This is a genomic window from Paraburkholderia tagetis (assembly GCF_022213065.1).
In the GTDB taxonomy this organism is placed as follows: domain Bacteria; phylum Pseudomonadota; class Gammaproteobacteria; order Burkholderiales; family Burkholderiaceae; genus Paraburkholderia; species Paraburkholderia tagetis.
On record NZ_JAKLJA010000005.1, the window covers coordinates 241,997 to 262,785 of the forward strand.

The following is a 20,789-nucleotide window of genomic DNA, read 5'->3' on the forward strand; positions in this document are numbered from 1 at the left end:
GGGCTTCGGCTCACGCGCCGTTTTTCGTTTTTCAACGCGCCTGCGCGAGCCGTGCGGGGAACTTCAGCGTGCCATGGGAGTATGGGGCTATGATCGGAAAATGTGGGCTGACAGCGAGCGCCAGGTAGCACGATGCGCGGCGTCCAGCGCGGCCTGCGGCGGAAACACGATGATCGAAGCAATAATGAAGGAGGGCGCGATCGTAGCGCTCTGGCAACAGCTGATTCAGCTCTGGGAGCTGATCGTCATGGTCTGCCGCTTCCTCTGGGGGTTGCTCAAGCTCTTGAGCGGCGCCTGAGTGCGAGGCCGCGCGGTGAGCGGCCGGAAAGCGGCGGACGGGCGCGGCGCGCTCGTCTGAACGCGCCGCATCGGGTTTGACGTCGCGCGCGAGGGGCCTTCGGGTATGCGCGCGGACACGACACGAGGCAACACGATGATCGACGATTCCACCCGGCGCTTCACCGACCGGGTCTCGGACTACGTGAAGTACCGGCCGACTTATCCCCGCGAAGTGACGACCTTCGCCCACCTCGAATGCGGCATTGCGCCGGGCGCCACGGTGGCCGACATCGGCGCGGGCACCGGCATCTCGGCAAAGCTTTTTCTCGACGCGGGTCACCCGGTTGTGGCTGTGGAGCCGAACGCGGCGATGCGCGAGGCTGCGGACGCGTACCTCGCGGACTATGCCGGCTATCGCAGCGTGGCCGGCAGCGCGGAGAACACGACGCTCGAAACCGCGAGCATCGACCTCGTGACGGCGGCGCAGGCGTTTCATTGGTTCGAGAAGGCAGGCGCCCGGCGCGAGTTCGCGCGCATCCTCAAGCCGCGCGGCAAGATCGTGCTGTTCTGGAACAGCCGGCTCGTAAAGGGTTCGGCGTTTCTCGAAGGCTACGAAGCCCTGCTGCGCGAATTCAGCACCGACTATGCGAACGTGGCCGAGACGTATCCCGATGACGACGCCATGGCCGACTGGTTCGGCGACGGCTTCGAGCAGAAGACTGTGTTTCCGAACGCACAGCTGCTCGACTACGACGGGCTGCGCGGGCGTCTCGCGTCCTCGTCATACGCGCCCAAGCCCGGCGACGCGCGTCATGAGCCGATGCTTGCGGCGCTGCGCAGCTTGTTCGACGCGACGCAGCAGGACGGGTGCGTGAATTTCGCCTACGAAACGCGCGTGTATGCGGGCAAGCCGATGGCCGCCCGCGCATCGGTGAGCGCGGAAGCTCAGCGTCCGAACTCGTAGTCGCGCTCGCGCACGCGGCGCGTGCGGCGCCGGAACGTGAACGTGAAGCCCGGCCACAGCGACGTGACCTTGCCGCTCATGGTCTGGTAATAGCTGTGGCAGCCCGAGGTCCACACCGTGCGCGCGAGCTGCGCTTGCAGCCGCGCGTTGAAGTCGCGCTGCACGCTCGTCCGCACGCTCATCGTGCGCGCCCCTCGGCGCTGAAGGGTGCGGATGCACTCGGCGATATAGCGGACTTGCGACTCGATCATGTAGATCATCGAGTTATGCCCGAGGCCCGTGTTCGGTCCGACGATGATGAAGAAGTTCGGAAAGCCCGCCACGGTCGCGCCCAGATACGCCTCGGGGCCGTCGCGCCGCCACGCCGTGCCCAGGTCCGCGCCGTTCAGGCCGGTCACGCGAAACGGCGCATCCACATCGTTTACCTGGAAGCCGGTGCCGCAGACGATTGCATCGAATGCGTGATGCACGCCGTCCGCGGTGACGATGCCGTCGGCGACCACTTCGCGAATCGGCTCGGTCACGAGCTCCACGTTCGGCTGCGCTATCGCCGGGAAATAGTTGCTCGAGAGCAGCACGCGCTTGCAGCCCAGCACATGGTCGGGCGACAGCTTTGCGCGCAGCGCCGGGTCTTTCACCTTGTGCGCGAGATAGTTGCGCGCGAACTTCATCGGCGCATTGAGCAGGCGCCGGTCGACGACGAAACCCAATGCGCGCGATTCGAGCTGCCAGTAAATCGCCGCGCGTGCGAGGCGCTGCGCGAGCGGCACATGGCGATACACCCAGCGCCGGCGCGCGCCGATGGCGCGATCGCGGCGCGGCATGATCCAGGGCGCCGTGCGCTGAAACACCGTGAGTTGCGCGACGCGCGGCTGGATCTGCGGCACGAACTGGATGGCGCTTGCGCCGGTGCCGATCACGGCCACGCGCTTGCCGTCGAGCGCGTAATCGTGATCCCAGCGCGCCGAATGAAAGAGCGTGCCTTCGAAGCGCTCGAGCCCGTCGACGGCGGGCAGGGCGGGACGCGAGAGCGGGCCATTCGCGGCGATCAGCAAATCGGCCTCGATGGTGCGCATGATGCCGTCGCACTCGATCTCGATCAGCCACACGCTGCGCGCCGCATCGAAGCGCGCGGCATGCACGCGCGAGCGATAGTTGATGTAGCGCTCGACGTCGTACTTGTGCGCGCAACGGCCCAGGTAATCGAGAATTTCACGCTGCGGCGCATAAGTGCGCGTCCAGTCCGGATTCGGCTCGAACGAAAATGAATAGAGGTGCGAAGGAACATCGCAGGCGGCGCCGGGGTAGGCATTGTCGCGCCATGTGCCGCCGAGGTGCTCGGCGGCCTCGTAGATCGTGAACGTTTCGATACCCATGCGCCGCAAACGGATCGCCATGCCGATGCCGGCAAAACCGCTGCCAACGATGGCGATGCGCGGTGTGGCTCGCGTGGCGTCGGACGTCTGTTGCTGTGAAGAGGACGCGTGAGTGGTCATGTTTGAATGTAGGGAGTCGCCGCGCGGCGGATCGAGTGCAAGAGGCGAATGATGCAAAACGGGCTCCGCAAGGGAGCCCGTCGTTGCTCGACATTGAATGGAGGCGGCGAGTGCGCCGCCCGGAAGGATGCGCTCAGGTATTCCAGTCGTCCGAACTGTCGTTGCTGCCCAGATCGACACCGCCGCCGCCCGAGCCATCGTCCCAGTCGTTCGAGCCCTGGCCAAAGTCGACACCGCCACCATTGCCGCCATCGCGCGGAATACGCCGGCCTTCGTCGTCGACGATCACATCGCGCTCGATCACACGGTCGTGGCCCTGATTGAGCACCTGGCCCAGCAGCACGCCGGTGAGCAGTCCACCCATGCCGCCCATGCCACCGCCGCCTTGTTGCACGACGACTTGCGGCTGTTGCTGCTGGGGGGGGTACTGCGGTGGATATTGAGGGTTATGCCCGAACGCGTTGTCCGCCTCGCGCGCATAGGCCGAGCTGCTGCCGTCATACGACGCCGGCGACGGCGACGCGGCGGCCTGGGCGTTCGGATCGGGCCGGCCTTCGGCGCGCGCCTTGAGGCTCGCGAACTGGCGCTCGAGATCCTCGATCTGATACGGGGCCACCGGGTTCGTGCTGCCCGAAAGCGTTTCGACCACGCCGCGCAATTGCGTCTCGAAGGCTTCCACTTCCTTTTCGAGCGCTTCATGGCCCGGCGCCGTCGAAAGCTTCACGTCGAGCTTGAGCGAGCGCACGGCGTTGAGCAGTTCGGTGGCGCGCTTGAGCTGGTCGCGGCGGTCATCGCCGGCCTTCGCGTCTTCCGTGGATTTCGCGCGACGCAGCGTCCAGCGCAGCACGAGCGCCACGCCCACCAGCACGACGGCAATGCCGATCCACATGCCCATGCCGGGACCGTGCTTTTGCGGCACAGCAGCAGCGGCGAGCGCCGCTGGGGCCGCCGCCTGGGTCTGCTGCTGTGCGAAAGGGTTGTTGGTGCGGCTCGTCGTGGTGGCGCCTGCGCGCGTCGCGTCCGAGCGGATCTTCGCTTCCACCTGTGCGAAGCGCTGCGGCTGCGTGAAGCGGATTTGCGGATCGAGCGACTTCGCCTGCTGGACCTGCGCGAGCGCGTCGGCGTAGCGGCCTTCGCGATTGAGCACCTGCGCATACAGATAGTGCGCGCGGGCGTTGTCGGGGTGAGCCTGCAGGACCTGGGTGAGCCCTGAGTCCGCGCGTTGCCAGTCGCCTTGCGACATCGCGGATTCGATCTGCTGCACGCTCGGCACGGCGAACGCCAGGCCGCTCACGAGTGCGAGCGAAGCGAAAAGTGCGATGAGATACTTTTTCATGTTGCAGGCCGGGCGGCTTGTCGCCCGTCTCCATGACATACGAAACGTGGATGCGGCGCGGTGCGCGCCGTTGCTTGCTGGCCGCACCGCATCCGTTACGCCCGGCGCACTTACTGTGCCGGCGTATTGAGCTGCTTCTTCAGAGCTTCGAGGCGGTCGTCCACCGACGGGCCCTTGTTCAGCGCGGCGAGCTTGTCGTCGAGCGCCTTGCCGCTCGACGTATCCGCCGAGTTCAGTCGGGCGTCCGAGCGCGCATTCGACAAATTCACCTTGTCTTCGAGCTTCTGGAAGTCCTCGGAAAGATTCTTGCCGCCAATGCCGCCGAGCGCCGTGGCCGCCACGTCCTTCGCCTGGGCGATCTGCTGCTTCGCCTGCAGGATGTTCGAGCGTGCGTTGAGGTCGTTGCGGCGCGAGCGCATGTCGTCGATCTGCTGCTTCAGTTGATCGACCGACGGCTCGAGTTTCGCGAGTTCGGCCGCGAGCGCGTCGCGTTCGGCTTCGGCCGTGGCTTGGGCGCCGAGCGCTTCGCGTGCGAGGGCTTCGTCGCCCGATTGCAGCGCGCGCTTCGCACCGTCTTCATACTTCTTCGCCTTGTCCGCGGCCACGTCGCGCTTGCTTTGCTGCATCGCGACCTGCGCCTGGATCTCGACGAGCGAGTTCTCGGCCTTTCCGATGCTGTCATCGAGCTCGCGCACGATCTGGCGCGCGTCGCGCGACGGGTCTTGCACGGAGTCGGCGGCGTCGTTCAGCAGACCCTTGACCGTGCGAGAGATAGAGTCGAAAAGCGACATGAATTCCTCCGGTGAAATGAGATTGGCCCCGCCGTGCTCCAGCGGGCCGCGATGCACGCTTGCGGCGTTAGCGTCGCGATGTGCTGCGGCGGACCCGGTCGGTCCGCCCGGCAATCTCGCGTTTAGCTTACGCCGCTTTGTGCGAGCCGCGCATGCAGCGCGAAATTCGGGGCGGTTTGACCAATTGCAACAGGCCCGCGCCGCTAAATTAACCGTTGCGCCACATACTCGGCCGCATTTGCCGAATCGTCCCGTTCGCGGCCAAATTGGCTCAATTGGCTGCATGGGACAGGGACAGCTCGCCGGCCCTGGCGCATCGCTCGCGGATATTACACCACGGGGTCTCTTAAAAGGGACTTAAAGAGGTCACGCGGCCGTAGCGCGGTTGCGTGCGGGTTTCGGGTTTCGGGTTTCGCGTTTCCCGTTCCGGCGCTCAGGCGAACTTGCCTGCATCGGGTGCGGGGTCGCTGCTGTGCGCATCTTCCTCATCGTCGCGCGCCGCGCGAGCGAATGGCGCGCCGCCGCTGAGCGGCTTCAGCGGTTCGGCGTCTTCTCGACGGGTGTCCTCGGAGTGCGCGATGTCAGCCTCCGCTTCGGTAAGCTCGGCGGGTTCTGCAGTTCCTTCAGCCTCGCCGGCCAGCCGTGCAACGGCCTGGGCCAGGTCGCGCTCGGCGCGAGCGGTATCCGCTTTGGCGCCGGTCGCCTGCGCCGCGTCGGCGCTTTCGCCGTTCGTCGCTGACAGCGGTGCTTCGGTCCCGGCGCAAAGGGGCGCGTCAGCCCCGATATCGGGTTGCACGGCCGTCGCTGCGGGTTCCGCAGCAGCGGGCCGCAGCCCCGCAGCGCGCCCGTTCCGCAGCGGCCTTGCCGCCTTGCGCAGCACTTGTGCGAGCGCGTCGGGCTCGCGGGTCGCGCTCAGCCGGTCGACGATGCTCGCCGCCTTCACCTGGTCGCTCGTCGCGCTAAAGGCGATCACGGCGCGGCGCATCAATTCGCTGATGCTGATGCCGAGTTCGTCGGCCGTGGCGGAGATCGCCCGTTTTTGCGCGGGCGTGACGAAGACGACGATGCGTTCGCTGGGCTTGTTCATGATCGGCTGGCCGTTGGATCGGCTTCGAGTAAACTTCGGGTCCCGCATGCGCGCGACGGCGGATGGCGTGGTTCGTATTGGCCGGCAAGCAAAGCGAGGAGGGTACAGAGCGTGCAGTAGCCTTTCCATCATATGACGAGACGCGCGATGCGCAACGCAAAGATGCGTGCGTATCGTTTGTCGTGTTTGTCGTGTTCGTCGTATCGCGCGGTGACGCAAGCGGGTACCGTGAAGCGCGAACAATGAGGGACGCAGACCGGTTCCCAAGAAACTCTTACAAAAAAAGCCCGACTGGCCGCGCACGAATTATTTAGAATGCGCTGTTACATTTCGCGCGGCTGCTTCCTGTGGAGGCGTTCACGCGAAAGGATATTGAAAGAGTAACTTGCGAAGGCGCGCCGAACATGCGCGCCGCGTGACCGAACGGGGGCGTTGCCGGTCACGCCACGGCGCCGCGCTCATGCAGATTCAAGCAGATTCAAGCAGATTCAAGCGGGCGCCGCTTTTCACACGCCGCATTGGCGCCATGACGCCAGGATCGAGATCTATGCGCGCGAGCCGCGCGCAGCCGGGGGCGCAGAACGAACGCGCCAATCATTCCAGTCATGCCTATCATCAAACGACCGCCTTCCGCACACTACCCGAACGATCGGGAACCCTCCTTCAACAATGGACATCAGCCACCGCGCCGCCCGCGCGGCGACGATTCGCGCGACGAGCGCCCTCGCCGCCGCTCGTTTGGCGCATCGATCGCGCTCTGGTTCGCCGGCTTGATCGCCACGCTTTGCGTCGTTGGCGCGCTGATCGTCGGTTATGCGCTCGTCGTGATGGGGCCGCAGTTGCCCTCGCTCGACGCGCTCACCAACTATCAGCCCAAGGTGCCGCTGCGCATCTATACCGCCGATCACGTGCTGATCGGCGAGTTCGGCGAAGAACGGCGCCAGCTCGTGCGCTTTCAGGACATCCCCGACGTGCAGAAGAAAGCGGTGCTCGCCATCGAGGACTACCGCTTCTACGAGCACGGCGGCGTGGACTTCGTCGGCATCCTGCGCGCGGGCGTCGCCGACCTGATGCACGGCGGCGCGTCGCAGGGCGCGAGCACGATCACGATGCAGGTCGCGCGCAACTTCTTCCTCTCGAGCGAGAAGACCTATACGCGCAAGATCTACGAGATGCTGCTCGCCTACAAGATCGAGCGCGCGCTCACGAAGGACCAGATCCTCGAGCTGTACATGAACCAGATCTATCTGGGGCAGCGCGCCTATGGTTTCTCGGCGGCGGCGCGCGTGTACTTCGGCAAGGATCTGAAGGACATCACGCTAGCCGAGGCGGCGATGCTCGCGGGCCTGCCGAAAGCGCCGTCCGCGTATAACCCGATCGTCAATCCGAAGCGCGCGAAGATTCGTCAGGAGTACATCCTCAAGCGCATGCTCGACCTGAACTACATCACCCAGGCGCAGTACGACGAGGCGATCAAGGAGCCGCTGCATACGCGTACCGCGGGCACCGAGTACAGCGTGCATGCGGAGTACGTCGCGGAAATGGTCCGCCAGATGATGTATGCGCAGTACAAGGACGAGACGTATACGCGCGGCCTCACGGTCACGACGACGATCGACTCCGCCGATCAGAACGCGGCCTACGCGGCCGTGCGCAAGGGCGTGATGGATTACGAGCGCCGCCACGGCTATCGCGGCCCTGAAGGCTTCGTGAAGTTGCCCGAGCCGGGCGACGACCGCGACCAGGCCATCGACGACGCGCTCACCGATCACCCCGACAACGGCGATATCGTCTCGGCCGTGGTCATCGACGCGAGCCCGAAGTCGGTCACCGCGCAGGTGCTCGACGGCACCCGGGTCACAGTGACGGGCGATGGCCTGCGGTTTGTCGCGGGCGGTCTTTCGGCGCGTGCGTCGGCGGCATTGAAGATTCGGCCCGGTTCGATCGTGCGCCTGATGGCCGACACCAAGGGCAACTGGCAGATCACGCAGTTGCCGCAGGTGGAAGGCGCGCTCGTTTCGCTCACGCCGCAGGACGGCGCGATCCGCGCGCTCATCGGCGGCTTCGACTTCAACAAGAACAAGTTCAACCACGTCACGCAGGCGTGGCGCCAGCCGGGTTCGAGCTTCAAGCCGTTCATCTATTCGGCCTCGCTCGAGAAGGGGCTCGGACCGGCCACCTCGATCAACGACGCGCCGCTGTACTTCCCGCCCAGTTCCCCGGGCGGCGAAGCGTGGGAGCCGAAAGACGACGACTACCCCGAAGGCCCGATGTCGATGCGCCTCGCGCTGCAGAAGTCGAAGAACCTCGTGTCGATCCGCATCCTCTCGTACATCGGCACGAAGTACGCGCAGGACTACGTCACGCAGCGCTTCGGCTTCGATGCGGACAAGACGCCGCCGTACCTGCCGATGGCGCTGGGCGCGGGTCTCGTCACGCCGCTGCAGTCGGCGGGCGCGTATAGCGTGTTCGCGAACGGCGGCTATCGCATCAACCCGTACCTGATCGCCGAAGTCGACGACGCACACGGCCAGCCGGTCCTGCGCGCCCAGCCGCTCGTGGCGGGCCAGAATGCGCCGCAAACGCTTTCGCCGCGCAATGCGTTCGTGATGAACAGCCTGTTGCATTCGGTGGCGACGGCGGGCACGGGTGCGGGCACGAACGTTCTGCATCGCGACGACCTGCAGGGCAAGACCGGTACGACCAACGAAGCGCACGACGGCTGGTTCGCCGGCTATCAGCACACGCTGGTGGCGGTGGCGTGGATGGGCTACGACCAGCCGAAGAGCCTCGGCAGCCGCGAGTTCGGCGCGCAGCTCGCGCTGCCGATCTGGGTGGATTACATGGGCAAGGCATTGCGCAACGTGCCGCAGGAAGAGCCGCCGATGCCGCCGGGACTCACGACGATCGGCGACGAGCTGTACTACTCCGATGCGACGCCGGGTGCGGGCTTTGTCTCGGCGATCGGCATGGAGTCGGGCAACCCGGCGGGCGCCGCCAGCGACGCGAGCGGGGCGACCGGCAGCATGGGGACGGGCGGACTGGCGACGCCGAATGTCACGCAGAGCGAGCGCAAGCAGATCATGGATCTGTTCGAGACGAACAAGCCTTGACGAACGCTCATTGACGGACTTCGGGCTGGCCCATCTGGGCTGGCCCATCCGGGCTGGCGCTGCTCATGCAGCACAGCCTGGCCCGACGCCTTGAACGCGGCACACCGGCAACGGTGTGCCGCGTTTTGTTTGGGCGCGTGGTTTTCCTTGTGCGTCAAGGACTTGGCTGGGTTGCCCAGGGCTTTTCCACAGGGCCATCAACAAAAACTGGGGATAACCTGGCGCGAGCGCAATGCTCCGTTGTCCACAGTTTTTGTTGAAGGCCCTGTTGATAACGTTGGGAGAGCGAAGCTAACTCACTGATCCACAAGGCCCTGCGCACACCGAAGCACTTCCAGGCACTTCGGAGCACATCAGAACGTGTTGTTGTACTGCAGCCCGAATGTTTTGCTGTGCGAGTCGCGCGAATACGTGACGGCCCAGTGCGAGAGCCAGGCGCCCGCGAGTGCGCCCAAGGCATCGGCGAAAAGATCCTTGTACGAGAAGCCGCCGGTGGGGCAGGTGCCGTTCAGGACCTCAAGCGCGAGCCATCCGCCGAACGCGCCGAACGGTGCGGAAACGGCAAAGTGCTCGAGTTTGTCGGTGCTGCCCCAGCTATCCGATTCGAAACGGAAGCCGCCGCGCGTGCCGGAACATTGAAGATCCGCGTGCGCGGCGGTGCTGGCTATGAGAAGCGATGCGAGAAGCGCTGTGGCGCAAAGGCCGTGATTCGATACGAGTGCCATGATCGATGTCGTCGAGGGTGTAATGCGCCGCTGCGTACCCGGACTGCGTGGGCAGCACGTATGGCAATGGCTGGTCTCCGAATGAAGCGTTGGCGGTTTATATAGCAATCCGAATTAATTGGCTTTTGTTATCTCGATTTGCGACGCAGTGTAGCAGCTATGTCTCAAAATTAGGGCTCAGATCTTTCTGACGGGAATGGGCGATCGCGGACCGGGCGGAGGCAGGGTGGAAACGACTCTGAGGGAGCGCGCGCGGCGTATTCATTGTTCTATTTCTCTCGCGCGCACATCGGGGCCGGGCGGTTCTTAGTCCCGTGCCGGGGTTGTCGCGGTAGCGGCGCTGTCACCATTCACAGCATGTGGTTGAGCGTTCGCAGCCGAGGCATCGGCGCCCGTGGGAGGCTGCCCCATCGCCTGGAACAGCGCAGCCGTATCCGAAAGCCGCGTGCCGCGATAGCGCACTTCGTCGAGCCGCGCGTTGCGCCATTGCTGCTCGCTCTGACGCACGGCGTAGTAAGGCACGGCGCCCAGCCGGTAGCGTGCGTTCGTCTCTTCGTAGACACCCTGCGCGGTTTGCGCCGAGGTGCTGGCCGCGTCGAGCGCCTGCGCGTCGTGTTCGAGCGCGGCGAGGCGGTCGGCGACGTCCTGGAATGCCGCGAGCACGGTCTGCTTGTACGACGCGTTGGCCGCATCGTAGGACTGCAACGCCGCGCGGCGCTGCGCGAGAAGCGCGCCGCCGTGGAAGAGCGGCTGCGTGAGCGAGGCGCCGATCATCCAGAGTGCGCCTGCACCTGACGTGATGACCGGCCAGCTGAATCCGCCCTGGCCGAGGCCTGCGGAAAGCGTGATGCTCGGGAACATTTGCGCCGTAGCTGCGCCTACCTCGGCAGAGGCCGCGATCAGCGCCGCGCCGGCGGCCTGGATGTCGGGCCGCGTTTTGAGCAGGTCCGATGGCACGACCACGGGCACCTGCGCGGGCAAGGTCAAGCCCGCAAGGTCGAGGTCGGGCGGCGCGGCGTCGGGCGTGCGCCCGAGCAGCACGGCGAGCGCATGGCGCTGCGCCGCGCGTTGCTGGCGCAGCCCCGGCAGGCTCGCCGCGAGCGAAGCCGCGCTTTGCTGCGCGTTGAGCAGGTCGGTATGCGAGACCGCGCCGAGCGTGTAGCGCTTTTGCAGGTCGTCGGCCTGCGCGTTGGCGAGCGCGACGAGCCGCTCGGTCGTATCGATCTGCGCATGGAGCGTGGCCGCGCCCAGCGCACTCGCGACGATGTTCGCCGCGAGTGCACGGCGCGCCGCCTCGTATTGAAACACCTGCATGTTCACGCGCGCGGCGAGTGCGGCGTTGTTCAGGCGCGTCGCGCCGAAAATGTCGAACGAGTAACGCACCTGGACAAGACCCGCGAACACGTCGTAGTACAGCTTGTCGAAGCCGAGTTGCGGGATGCCTGGCGCGCGCCCGCGCTGCGCCACACCGAGCGCATCGACCGTGGGCAGCATCGAGCTGCCCAACTGACCGCGCAACTGCTCGCGCGCCGCTTGCAGGCTGTGATCGGCGGAGGCGAGATTCGGGCTGTTGGCGAGGCCCTCGTCGACGAGCGCATCGAGTTCGGGCGAACCATAGAGCGTCCACCATTGCGGCACCGGCTGCGCGCCCGTCACGAACTGCTGCGCGAGGCCTTGTGCGGCAACCGTCTGCACGGGCTGCGCCTCGGTGCCGTAGTGCGCGGGCTCGGGCATCGCGGGCGGCGCGCCGCCCGGCCCCCATGCGCAGGCGCTCACGAAGAACGCACAAAGCACTGCCGCGCACGTGCGCGGGCTCGCCGGATTCGATGCGGGCGAACGGCGTGTCTTCATCGGCGCGCAATCCGTCATGAAGCATTTCATGAAGCAGTTCTTGGTGCGGTTCGTGATGCTATTCATGACACGGTTCATGATGCGTTCTCCGCGTTGGGGCGCGGCGCGTCGGTCTCGCTGCTGCGCACGCGGAACGCGGCGGCATAGAGCGCGGGCAGGAAGAACAGCGTGAGCACGGTCGCGCTCGTGATTCCGCCCATCAGCGCGGTCGCCATCGGCCCGAAGAAGTTCGAGCGCACGAGCGGGATCAGCGCGAGCACGGCGGCCGCCGCAGTCAGGATGATCGGACGGAAGCGCCGCACCGTTGCGCCGACGATGGCGTCGAAGCGCTTGTACCCGGCGCGGATATCGCGCTCGATCTGGTCCACGAGGATCACCGAATTGCGCATGATGATGCCGAACATGGCAATCACGCCCAGCATCGCGACAAAGCCAAACGGCTCGCCAAAGACGAGCAGCGCGAGCGCCACGCCAATCAGCCCGAGCGGCGCGGTGAGCACGACCATCATGACGCGCGAGAGGCTTTGCAACTGGATCATGAGCAGCGTGAGCACGGCGATCGCGAGGATCGGCAACTGCGCGTAAATCGACGCCTGGCCCTTCATGCTTTCCTCGACCGAGCCGCCCACCTCGATGCGGTAGCCCGTGGGCAGCGTCGCGCGCATCGGCTCCAACTGCTTTTGCAGCGCATGCGTGACGTCGATGCCTTGCGCGCCCTCGCGCACGTCGGCTTGCACGGTGAGGGTCGGCTGCCGGTCGCGCGACCAGATCACGCCGTATTCGAGCGTGTTCGCGAGGTGCCCGATCGCGCCGAGCGGCACCGGGCCGTTCGGCGTGGGCATGGCGAGCGAGAGCATATGGGCGGGGGCCACGCGTTCGTTGGGCGGCGAGCGCAGGTCCACGCCGATGAGCTTGTCGCGCTCGCGGTATTGCGTGACCGTGTAGCCGGAGTAGGTCATCTGCAGGAAGTTCGCGACGTCCTGCGAGGTGATGTTGAGCGCACGCGCCTTCTGCTGGTCGATCTCGAAGTGCAGCGAGCGTTCGGCGGGCTCGTCCCAGTCGAAGTTGACGTTCTCGGCGCGCGGGTCGGCGCGCATGGCGGCGGCCACGCGTTCGGCGATGCCGCGCACGGTCGCGATGTCGTCGCCGCTCACGCGGAACTGCACGGGGTAGCCCACCGGCGGGCCGTTCTCGAGGCGCGAGAGGCGCGTGCGCACGGCGGGGAAGTCGCTGCGCAGCTTCGTTTCTAGCCAGCTCGCGAGTTTCTCGCGATCCACCACGGACTTGGTCGTGATGACGAACTGCGCGAAATTCGGCTGCTGCAATTGCTGATCGAGCGGCAGATAGAAACGCGGGGCGCCGGTGCCGACGAAATCGATCGAATGGTCGATCTCGGGCCGACCCTTCAGCGCTTCTTCGAGGCGCTTCGTCTGGCGCAGCGTGGCGTCGAACGAGGCGCCCTCGGGCAGGCGCACGTCCACGAGCAGCTCGGGGCGGTCCGAGCTCGGGAAGAACTGCTGCGGAATCAGCGCGAAGCCCGCGAGCGCGACGACGAACAGCACGACGGTAAGTGCGAGCACAACGACATGGCGCTCGATGCACCAGCCGACCCAGCGGCGCAGGCGGTGGTAGAAGCGCGTGTCGTAGATGTCCTCTTCGTGATGCTCGCCATGCGCGGCGCCTGGTGTTCCGCTTTGTGGTGCATTCGGGTCGCGCTTGCGCTCGGGCAGCAGCCGATAGCCGAGCAGGGGAATCAGAACGACCGCCGCGAACCACGAGGCGATCAGCGCGATGGCCGAGACCTGGAAGATCGAGCGCGTGTATTCGCCGGTGCTCGACTTCGCGAGCACGATGGGCAGGAAACCCGAAACCGTGACGAGCGTGCCGGTGAGCATCGGGAACGCCGTGCTGGTGTACGCGAACGCGGCAGCGCGCGTGCGGTTCCAGCCCTGCGCGAGCTTCACGGCCATCATCTCCACGGAAATGATGGCGTCGTCCACGAGGAGACCCAGCGCGAGCACGAGCGTGCCGAGCGAAACCTTGTGCAAGCCGATGTCGAACAGATACATCACGAGCGAAGTGACGGCGAGCACGACCGGAATCGTGATCACGACCACCATGCCGGTGCGCACGCCGAGCGAGACGAGGCTCACCACCAGCACGATGCCCACGGCCTCGGCCACTGCCTCGATGAAGTCGTCGACGGAATGCGAGACCGCGTCGGGCATGCTCGATACCTCCACGAGCTTCAGGCCCGCGGGCAGTTCGCGGCGCAGCGCGTCGGTGCGCTTGTCGAGCGCCTTGCCGAGCCGGATCACGTCGCCGCCGGGCTGCATCGTGACGCCGATGCCGAGCACGGCCTTGCCCTGGAAGCGCATCTGCGTGGCGGGCGGATCGTCGTAGCCGCGCCGGATCATGGCGATGTCGCCGAGACGGAAGCTGCGGCCGTTCACGCTGATGAGCGTGTCCGCGAGCGCCTTGAGGTCGGTGTACTGGCCGCTCGGGCGCACGAATATGCGGTCGTCGGCGGTGGTGAGCGTGCCGGCCGCCGCGACGCTATTTTGCGCGCCGATTGCCTGACCGATCTGCGTGGGCGAGATGCCGAGGCGCGTGAGCTGCGCGTTGGGAATCTCCACATCGATGCGCTGGTTCGGATCGCCGAAATAGTCGACCTTGCCGACGTCCTTCACGCGCAAGAGCTCTTCGCGCAGGTTGTCGGCGTAGTCGTGCAACTGCGCGGGCGAGAAACCGTCGCCTTCGAGCGTGTAGATGTTGGTGTAGACGTCGCCGAACTCGTCGTTGAAGAACGGACCCTGCACGCCGGGCGGCAACGTCGGCGCGATGTCGCCCACTTTCTTGCGCACCTGGTACCAGGTCTCGCGCACCTCGCTCACGGGCGCGGAGTCCTTCATCGTGAAGAACACGAGCGATTCGCCGGGGCGCGAGTAGCTGCGCAAGAAGTCGATGTACGGCGTTTCCTGGAGCTTGCGGCCGATGCGGTTGGTGACTTCGTCCTCGACCTGGCGCGCGGTAGCGCCGGGCCAGAAGGTCTGGATCACCATCACGCGGAACGTGAAGGGCGGGTCCTCGGACTGCGAGAGTCGCGTGTACGAGAGCGCGCCGAAGATCGTGGCGAGCACGATCACGAACGTGACGAGCGCCCGATGGCGCAGCGCCCATGCCGAGAGATTGAAGCGTCCCTCTTCGTGATCGGAGCCCGGGTCTTGGTCACTGCGCTGGTCACCGCGCTGGTCACTGCCGCCGAGCTGGCTCATGAAGCGAAATCCTCAGGGTGCAGCGGCGCGACCGGGCGCACCTTCTCGCCCGCGGTGACCGTGTGCACGCCTTGCAACACGACGCGCTCGCCGTCCTTCAGGCCCTGCGTGACCGTGATCGTGCGCGCGTCGTAGCGCGAGACGCTCACGCGGCGCAATTGCAGCACGTTGTCCGCGCCTTGCACGATCCACAGCGCGGGCGCGTTGCCGTCGTGAAAGAGCGCAGTGGCGGGGATCGTGAAGGTGCCGCCGTCCGCCTGGGCGGCATTGGTGGCATTGGTGCCGTTGGTGGCACTGCTCGCGCTGGCCGCGTTCGCCATGAGCGCGACGTTCGCGGTCATGCCGAGACGCGCGTCGGCGTCCGGCTGCTCGAGCGTGAGCTTCACGCGCCAGGTCCGGCTTTGCGGGTCAGCGGCGGCGGCCAGCTCGCGCACCCTGGCCGTGTAGTGCCGGCCCGGCAGCGCGGGCAGCGTGACCTGCGCCGTGTCGCCGATGTGCAGGGCGCCAATGGCGTTCTCGGGCAGATCGCTCGCCACGTCCACATCGCCGGCCCACGCGAGCTGGTAGACGGGTTGGCCCGCCTGCACGTTCTGGCCGGTGTCGGCGTTCTCGGCGGTGATGACGCCGGCGTGATCGGCCACGAGCTGGGTGTAGCGGCGCTGGTCCTGGGCGAGCGCGAGCTGCTGCTTTGCCTGGTCGCGCTGCGCCACGGCCGATGCGTAGGCATCCTGGGTTTGTTCGAGCTGCGCGCGAGCGATGAGGTCGGCCTGGGCCTGGGCGGTGTCGCGATCGAACTGCTGCTTCGCGAATGCGAAGCGGTGCTGAGCGGCGTCGTATTGCGCCTGCGCGCTCGCCGCATTCTTGTCGTAGTCGGCCGGGTCGAGGCGCGCGAGCACCTGGCCGGGCTTGACGGTGTCGCCAAGCCGCGCGCTGCGCTCGACGATCTTGCCGTTCACGCGAAACGAGAGCGGGGTGGTATAGCGGGCCTGCACGGTGCCGGGCCAGCTGGCTGACGGAACGTTGCCGTCGGGGTGGACGGTCATCGAGACGACCGGGCGCGGCGAGGGCGCAGTTTCCGGGGTCTTCCCGCAGGCCGCGAGGCCGGCGAGCGCGCATAGCGCGATCAATGGGGCAAATGAGGCCAACGAGGCCAACAAGGCAACCGGACTCACGAGGTGCGCCAAACCGCGCCGCAGCGCCTTTGGTGCTCGCCGGATGAACGGGATGGATTCGACGAACCCACTGGATTGACTGCGCATCCTGCTCGATGCGCCGCGACCGCGACGATTCACATGGACCTCGACATGCCTGGAACGCATGCGCGCAGGCCCCTGTGCGCCGTGCATCGTGCTGGCTGTGAGGGCAGGGTGACCGGGTCGGGCTGACTGCTGGCTTGACCGTTGGATGACCTGTTGCGCGCTTTGGCTGAGTCCGTCCGCGTGAGCTGTGCCTCGATGTTTCCTGCCTTGCGCGGCGGCCGGTCTCAGATGATTTGATGAATTTTAATACAACCTTGTATCTGAATACACGATTGAATCAGAGGAATCATTCAGTGCTAGACTCGCGCTACTATCGCGCTGTCCAACTTTCTGTCCGTTCGCCTTACGCCATGACGCGCCAACCCGCCAAGCGCACCCGACTCACCCGCGAGCAAAGCCGCGACCAGACGCGCGGGCGCCTGCTCGATGCCGCGCAGGCCATGTTCATGCGTAAAGGGTTCGTGGGCGCGAGCGTGGAAGACATCGCTCAGGCGGCGGGCTATACGCGCGGGGCGTTCTATTCGAACTTCCGCAGCAAGTCGGAGTTGCTGGTGGAATTGCTGCGCCGCGATCACGAGGCGATGCAAGCCGACCTGCGCGCGATTTTTGCCGAGGACATGTCGCGCGAGGACATGGAAGCGCGCGTACTCACGTACTACAGCCGTCTGCCGCAGGACAACAAGGCGTTCTTGCTGTGGGTCGAGGCCAAGCTGCTCGCGGCGCGCGACGCGCGCTTTCGCACGCGCTTTAACGCGTTCATGAAGGACAAGCGCGATCAACTGGCCGCTTATATCGAGGAATTCTCGGCGCGCGTGGGCACGCCGCTCACGCTTGCGCCCGAGCTTCTCGCGATCGGGCTGATCGGCTTGTGCGACGGCGTGCAGTTTCTTGCCGCGGCGGATCCGCAGCACGTCACGCCGCCGGTTATCGCGGAAGTGCTTGGCCGCTTCTTTGCGCGCGTGGCGTTCGGGCGCGACGCCTGACCCGTGCGCGCAACGGGCCTCAGATGCTGAGGCCAGGGCCGTAGTTGCTGCCGATCAACCGCGTGACCGAGGCCACGTCGCGATAGTCCTGCTCGGGCAGGCCGTCGAGGATCGCGAGCACCTCGTTGCTCGCACCGGCGGCGCGGGCGGCCTCCACGAGTTCGTCCTTGTTGGCGGGCCAGCGCACTTCATGCAGCACGTCGGTGAACTGGAGATCGATCGGCTCTTCGGGGATGGGCGTGGCGGACATGCGTCGGATCCTTGGTTTGCGCGGCAGGGCGTCGCGAATCAAGCATACACAATCCTTGAGGCGCCCTGCCTGTGGATGTGCGCGGGCGACAACGTAGCTAACGAGATGACGATACGCGTGGACCACCGCGCGCCACGGCGCGTCGCTGTGTACGCCGGGCCGCGGCGTTCAGGTTTGCTGATGCAGCACCGGGGTCAGCACCTGGTCCAGTCGGTGAGATTTCGGCAGGGTCAGGTATTGCCAATGCTGAATGCCCGTTGCGGTGACAGGGACGTCGGGCGCCGGCGGCGCTACGGGTGCGTCATCCATCTGCGAGCGCACGACCGGTGCATAGACAGGGGCGCTCGCTCGGTCGACCTGGGCGTCCTGGGTGCGCACGGGTGCGGCAAAGCACGAGGCAGATAACAGCACAGTGGTCATCAGTGTCGAGGTTTTCATCGCTCGACCTCCTTTCCTCATGCGGCCCATAGGTCGCAGCAAGTGCCATGCCGCGACAATCCCGCTGACCGGCGCGGCAGGGCGGCCACGATTCGGGAGCAAGCCTCACGGCGAGCCCGGGAGCGGCGTGGCGCGCCACTGTGTGTGCGATGAGACTGCGAACGGCGAGCGGGGAGATTTCGCCCGCTGGTGCACACTCAAGCGGTGGTCTCATAATGGCAGCAAATGTGCCAGCACGTCTCGAACGATCGTGCTTTTTTAGGGTGCGCGGATGTGGTCATAGACGTTGCAACAGACGTTGCCACGGCCGTTGTCGCCGCGCTCCGCCCCCCTTTTGCATACCCACATTGGTCATGCGAGCGCGTCGTGCCACGGCGCGGCGGGTCGCTCGTCTTTCGAGGAAGGCGCGCGCGTCAGCGCTCCGGCGTCATGCGCTGATACGCGTCGAGCAGCGACGTCTTGTAGACCACGCCTGCAAGCATGGGATGCTGCGCGCTTTCGATCACGGGCAGGCGCTCGCCCTGGAACGACATGAAGTGCTGCAGGGCCACCGCGAGCGGCATGTCGGGCGTGAGCACGTCGAACGAAGGCTTGATGTAGTCGCTCGCGTGCCTGTTCGAGGTATCGCGCTTTTCCAGCAGGTCGTTCGTGATATCGGCGAGCGCGACCGCGCCGAGAAAGCGGCTGTTATCGTCGGTCACGTAGAGATACTTCACCGGATATTCGAGGAACACGCGTGTCATCTCCTGCACGGTGGCGTCGCCGCGCACCACGGTGTCGGCGGGGCGAATCAGTTCGCGCATCTGCGTGGCGCGCAGGCGCAGGCGCTCGGCTTCCTCGCGATTGCGGTGCAGCGTGATTTCGTACATCGACTTCTTGCCCGTGGCGCGCGCGACGAAGTACGCGACGACGCACGAGACCATCAGCGGCAGCACCACCTGATAGCTGAGCGTCATTTCGAAGATCATCAGGATCGCCATGAGCGGCGCCTGGGTCGCGCCCGCGAGGAACGCACCCATGCCGACCATCGCATACGCATATGGCGCGGAGGCGTGCGGCCAGAGCGCGTGCATGCCCTGGCCGAACAGGCAGCCGAACACGGCGCCCATGAAGAGCGTCGGCGTAAAGACACCGCCCACGGCGCCCGAGCCCACGGTCGCCGCGGTCGCGACGAGCTTGAACACGAGCACCGTGGCGAGCGCGGTCCACGTCCACGGCGAATGCAGCAGCGAGTTCACGACGCTATAGCCGTTGCCCCAGACCTCGGGCGTCCAGATCGACAGCACGCCGCAGACGAAGCCGCCCAGCGCGAGCTTCGCGGGCAGCGGCAGCTTCAGGCGGCCGAAGCCGGCCTTCGTCACGTCGAGCAGCGAGAGAAAGCGCGGCGCGAGCACCCCGCACAAGAGACCGAGCGCCACGAAGAGCAGCACTTCGACGCCCGTGACCGGCGGAAACACCGGCATTTCGTAAGGCGGCTTGTAGCCCGCGAATTCGCGCATCGTGATGTTCGCCACCACCGAGGACACGACGATGGGCCCGAAGCTCTCCATCACGATCGCGCCGAGCACAATCTCGGTCACGAAAAAGGCGCCCGCGATGGGCGCGTTATAGGCCGAGGTAATACCGGCGGCCGCGCCGCACGCCACGAGCAGGCGCAGGCGCTGCGGATCGAAGTGGACCCAGCGGCCGATCAGCGAGGCGGCCAGCGCGGCGAGCTGCACCATCGAGCCTTCGCGGCCGATCGAGCCGCCGCTCGCAATGGTGAAAAGCGAGGAGACGCTGCGCCAGATGCTTTTGCCGACGGGCATCACGCCGTCGCCGATCGCCACGGCTTCTATGTAGTCGGTGTGCATCGGCTTGCCACCGCCGCCGGGCGCGCTGCTGCGCCTCGCGATCAGCAGGCAGCCGCCCGCCACGAAACCGCCCGCTGCCGGCAGCCAGATGCGCGTGTGCCAGGGCAGGCTGCGCGCCATCGCCACGAAGCTGCCCTCGTGGCCCGTGAAGAGGATCTGCAGATGCGCGATACCCTCGCGAAACAGCACGGTCGCGAACGCGCCGGCTATCCCAACGATGACCGACCAGATCAGCATCGTGTGGGCGTCGGAGAGGCGAAAGAGTTCGCGGGCGCGGGTGCGCAGTTTCAGCAGGAATGACAGCACGGCGGTTGGGTGGTTGGGTGTTTTTCTGGTTGGGGAATGCCGCGAGTCTACCGGGCGGCGCGATCGAGTTCAGGGTAGTGGCGGAAGATACCGGTCTCGTTGAACGGCAGCCGCCGCTCCGAGTCGAGATACGCCGCGATGTGCGGACGCGCGGCCACGGCATCGTGCAGCGCGACGACATGCGGATAATGGTCCGCCAGATGCTTCGTCGCTTTCGGGAACGCGTAGCGCAGCCCCGCGACGACCTGAAACATCGACAGGTCCACATAGCTGAGCGTCTTGCCGACCATGTGCTGAGGCCCGTCCGGGTTCTGCGCGAGCACGCGCTCGAAGTAGCTCATGAATTTCGGTATGCGATGCGCGATGAAGTCCTTCGCGCGCGCTTTCGCCTCGTCTTTCTGATCCTCGTAGTAGAGGCCGCTCGCGATCGGATGATGCGTGTCGTGCACCTCGGTCACGAAATCGGCGATCGTGAGTTGCAGGCCATTCGCGACCAGGCGCAGCGCCTCGTCTCGCGGCGCGAGCTTCAGCTTCGGGCCGAGATAGAACAGGATGTTCGCGACGTGCGGCACGATCAGATCGCCGTCCTTGAGAAACGGCGGCGCAAAAGGCGGATACGGGCCGTCGCTCTCGAGTTCGGCCATCATCGCGCTCATGCCCTGGCCGTCTTCTTTCGCGCCGCGCGCCACATCCACATAGGGCGCGCGCGCTTCCTCCAGCGCGAGCCGCACGAATTCGCCCCGGCCTTGCAGGCCGTCCCAGTAATACAGTTCATATGCCATC

The 20,789-nt window shown here is 66.0% G+C and carries 16 protein-coding genes; 4 read left to right on the forward strand and 12 right to left on the reverse strand.

Annotated features, from left to right (window positions below):
* The first annotated feature begins 169 nt into the window (after positions 1–169).
* Both L5014_RS38600 and L5014_RS09800 read left to right on the forward strand, forming a co-directional pair.
* On the forward strand, positions 170–298 hold the full coding sequence (locus tag L5014_RS38600; RefSeq protein ID WP_274389307.1) for a hypothetical protein: 129 nt from the start codon (positions 170–172) through the stop codon (positions 296–298).
* A 135-nt stretch (positions 299–433) separates the two neighbouring features.
* Positions 434–1,243 (forward strand): class I SAM-dependent methyltransferase, encoded by an 810-nt coding sequence (locus L5014_RS09800; RefSeq protein WP_238463425.1) that lies wholly within the window; start codon positions 434–436, stop codon positions 1,241–1,243.
* On the opposite strand, the gene L5014_RS09805 is transcribed toward L5014_RS09800, so the two are convergent.
* The 4 genes from L5014_RS09805 to L5014_RS09820 all read right to left on the reverse strand — a co-directional run bounded on the left by L5014_RS09805 (position 1,225) and on the right by L5014_RS09820 (position 5,953).
* Complete coding sequence (locus tag L5014_RS09805; RefSeq protein ID WP_238463426.1) at positions 1,225–2,739, reverse strand: flavin-containing monooxygenase; 1,515 nt, start codon at positions 2,737–2,739, stop codon at positions 1,225–1,227. The two genes, L5014_RS09800 and L5014_RS09805, sit on opposite strands and share 19 nt — an antisense overlap.
* A gap of 133 nt (positions 2,740–2,872) precedes the next feature.
* A complete protein-coding gene (locus tag L5014_RS09810; protein WP_238463427.1) occupies positions 2,873–4,075 on the reverse strand; it encodes a tetratricopeptide repeat protein in 1,203 nt (400 codons plus the stop codon).
* A 110-nt stretch (positions 4,076–4,185) separates the two neighbouring features.
* Complete coding sequence (locus L5014_RS09815; protein WP_238463428.1) at positions 4,186–4,866, reverse strand: PspA/IM30 family protein; 681 nt, start codon at positions 4,864–4,866, stop codon at positions 4,186–4,188.
* Positions 4,867–5,299: 433 nt separating this feature from the next.
* Positions 5,300–5,953 (reverse strand): hypothetical protein, encoded by a 654-nt coding sequence (locus L5014_RS09820; RefSeq protein WP_238463429.1) that lies wholly within the window; start codon positions 5,951–5,953, stop codon positions 5,300–5,302.
* 605 nt (positions 5,954–6,558) lie between these two features.
* On the opposite strand from L5014_RS09820, the gene L5014_RS09825 reads away from it, so the two are divergent.
* Positions 6,559–9,066, forward strand: coding sequence for a penicillin-binding protein 1A (locus L5014_RS09825; protein ID WP_238463430.1), 2,508 nt, complete (start codon positions 6,559–6,561; stop codon positions 9,064–9,066).
* A 353-nt stretch (positions 9,067–9,419) separates the two neighbouring features.
* On the opposite strand, the gene L5014_RS09830 is transcribed toward L5014_RS09825, so the two are convergent.
* From L5014_RS09830 to L5014_RS09845, 4 genes are all read right to left on the reverse strand, one after another.
* On the reverse strand, positions 9,420–9,791 hold the full coding sequence (locus tag L5014_RS09830) for a hypothetical protein (protein WP_238463431.1): 372 nt from the start codon (positions 9,789–9,791) through the stop codon (positions 9,420–9,422).
* A 306-nt stretch (positions 9,792–10,097) separates the two neighbouring features.
* Entirely contained in the window at positions 10,098–11,642 is a 1,545-nt protein-coding gene (locus tag L5014_RS09835) for an efflux transporter outer membrane subunit (RefSeq protein ID WP_420800047.1), read from the reverse strand.
* 74 nt (positions 11,643–11,716) lie between these two features.
* Complete coding sequence (locus L5014_RS09840; RefSeq protein ID WP_238463433.1) at positions 11,717–14,917, reverse strand: efflux RND transporter permease subunit; 3,201 nt, start codon at positions 14,915–14,917, stop codon at positions 11,717–11,719.
* A complete protein-coding gene (locus tag L5014_RS09845; protein ID WP_238463434.1) occupies positions 14,914–16,089 on the reverse strand; it encodes an efflux RND transporter periplasmic adaptor subunit in 1,176 nt (391 codons plus the stop codon). The genes L5014_RS09840 and L5014_RS09845 overlap by 4 nt, the downstream gene beginning before the upstream one ends.
* A 437-nt stretch (positions 16,090–16,526) precedes the next feature.
* On the opposite strand from L5014_RS09845, the gene L5014_RS09850 reads away from it, so the two are divergent.
* Positions 16,527–17,159, forward strand: coding sequence for a TetR/AcrR family transcriptional regulator (locus L5014_RS09850; RefSeq protein WP_238463435.1), 633 nt, complete (start codon positions 16,527–16,529; stop codon positions 17,157–17,159).
* Positions 17,160–17,178: 19 nt separating this feature from the next.
* Here the strand turns inward: L5014_RS09850 and L5014_RS09855 are convergent, their stop codons facing one another.
* From L5014_RS09855 to L5014_RS09870, 4 genes are all read right to left on the reverse strand, one after another.
* Positions 17,179–17,409: a DUF2795 domain-containing protein gene (locus L5014_RS09855; RefSeq protein ID WP_238463436.1), complete on the reverse strand. Its 231-nt coding sequence runs from the start codon at positions 17,407–17,409 to the stop codon at positions 17,179–17,181.
* Positions 17,410–17,577: 168 nt separating this feature from the next.
* On the reverse strand, positions 17,578–17,847 hold the full coding sequence (locus L5014_RS09860; protein WP_238463437.1) for a hypothetical protein: 270 nt from the start codon (positions 17,845–17,847) through the stop codon (positions 17,578–17,580).
* A gap of 413 nt (positions 17,848–18,260) precedes the next feature.
* Complete coding sequence (locus L5014_RS09865) at positions 18,261–20,006, reverse strand: ClcB-like voltage-gated chloride channel protein (protein ID WP_238463438.1); 1,746 nt, start codon at positions 20,004–20,006, stop codon at positions 18,261–18,263.
* A 47-nt stretch (positions 20,007–20,053) separates the two neighbouring features.
* Positions 20,054–20,788, reverse strand: a complete 735-nt coding sequence (locus L5014_RS09870) for a glutathione S-transferase (RefSeq protein WP_238463439.1) — start codon at positions 20,786–20,788, stop codon at positions 20,054–20,056.
* Position 20,789: the final 1 nt, after the last annotated feature.

What these genes read in the sequence shown, in the direction of transcription:
- L5014_RS09815 (WP_238463428.1), bottom strand. Translation starts at nt 4,866, where the DNA reads ATGTCGCTTTTCGACTCTATCTCTCGCACGGTCAAGGGTCTGCTGAAC.
- L5014_RS09870 (WP_238463439.1), bottom strand. Translation starts at nt 20,788, where the DNA reads ATGGCATATGAACTGTATTACTGGGACGGCCTGCAAGGCCGGGGCGAA.
- L5014_RS38600 (WP_274389307.1), top strand. Translation starts at nt 170, where the DNA reads ATGATCGAAGCAATAATGAAGGAGGGCGCGATCGTAGCGCTCTGGCAA.
- L5014_RS09840 (WP_238463433.1), bottom strand. Translation starts at nt 14,917, where the DNA reads ATGAGCCAGCTCGGCGGCAGTGACCAGCGCGGTGACCAGCGCAGTGAC.
- L5014_RS09810 (WP_238463427.1), bottom strand. Translation starts at nt 4,075, where the DNA reads ATGAAAAAGTATCTCATCGCACTTTTCGCTTCGCTCGCACTCGTGAGC.
- L5014_RS09800 (WP_238463425.1), top strand. Translation starts at nt 434, where the DNA reads ATGATCGACGATTCCACCCGGCGCTTCACCGACCGGGTCTCGGACTAC.
- L5014_RS09825 (WP_238463430.1), top strand. Translation starts at nt 6,559, where the DNA reads ATGCCTATCATCAAACGACCGCCTTCCGCACACTACCCGAACGATCGG.
- L5014_RS09850 (WP_238463435.1), top strand. Translation starts at nt 16,527, where the DNA reads ATGACGCGCCAACCCGCCAAGCGCACCCGACTCACCCGCGAGCAAAGC.
- L5014_RS09820 (WP_238463429.1), bottom strand. Translation starts at nt 5,953, where the DNA reads ATGAACAAGCCCAGCGAACGCATCGTCGTCTTCGTCACGCCCGCGCAA.
- L5014_RS09835 (WP_420800047.1), bottom strand. Translation starts at nt 11,642, where the DNA reads ATGAAGACACGCCGTTCGCCCGCATCGAATCCGGCGAGCCCGCGCACG.
- L5014_RS09855 (WP_238463436.1), bottom strand. Translation starts at nt 17,409, where the DNA reads ATGTCCGCCACGCCCATCCCCGAAGAGCCGATCGATCTCCAGTTCACC.
- L5014_RS09830 (WP_238463431.1), bottom strand. Translation starts at nt 9,791, where the DNA reads ATGGCACTCGTATCGAATCACGGCCTTTGCGCCACAGCGCTTCTCGCA.
- L5014_RS09860 (WP_238463437.1), bottom strand. Translation starts at nt 17,847, where the DNA reads ATGAAAACCTCGACACTGATGACCACTGTGCTGTTATCTGCCTCGTGC.
- L5014_RS09805 (WP_238463426.1), bottom strand. Translation starts at nt 2,739, where the DNA reads ATGACCACTCACGCGTCCTCTTCACAGCAACAGACGTCCGACGCCACG.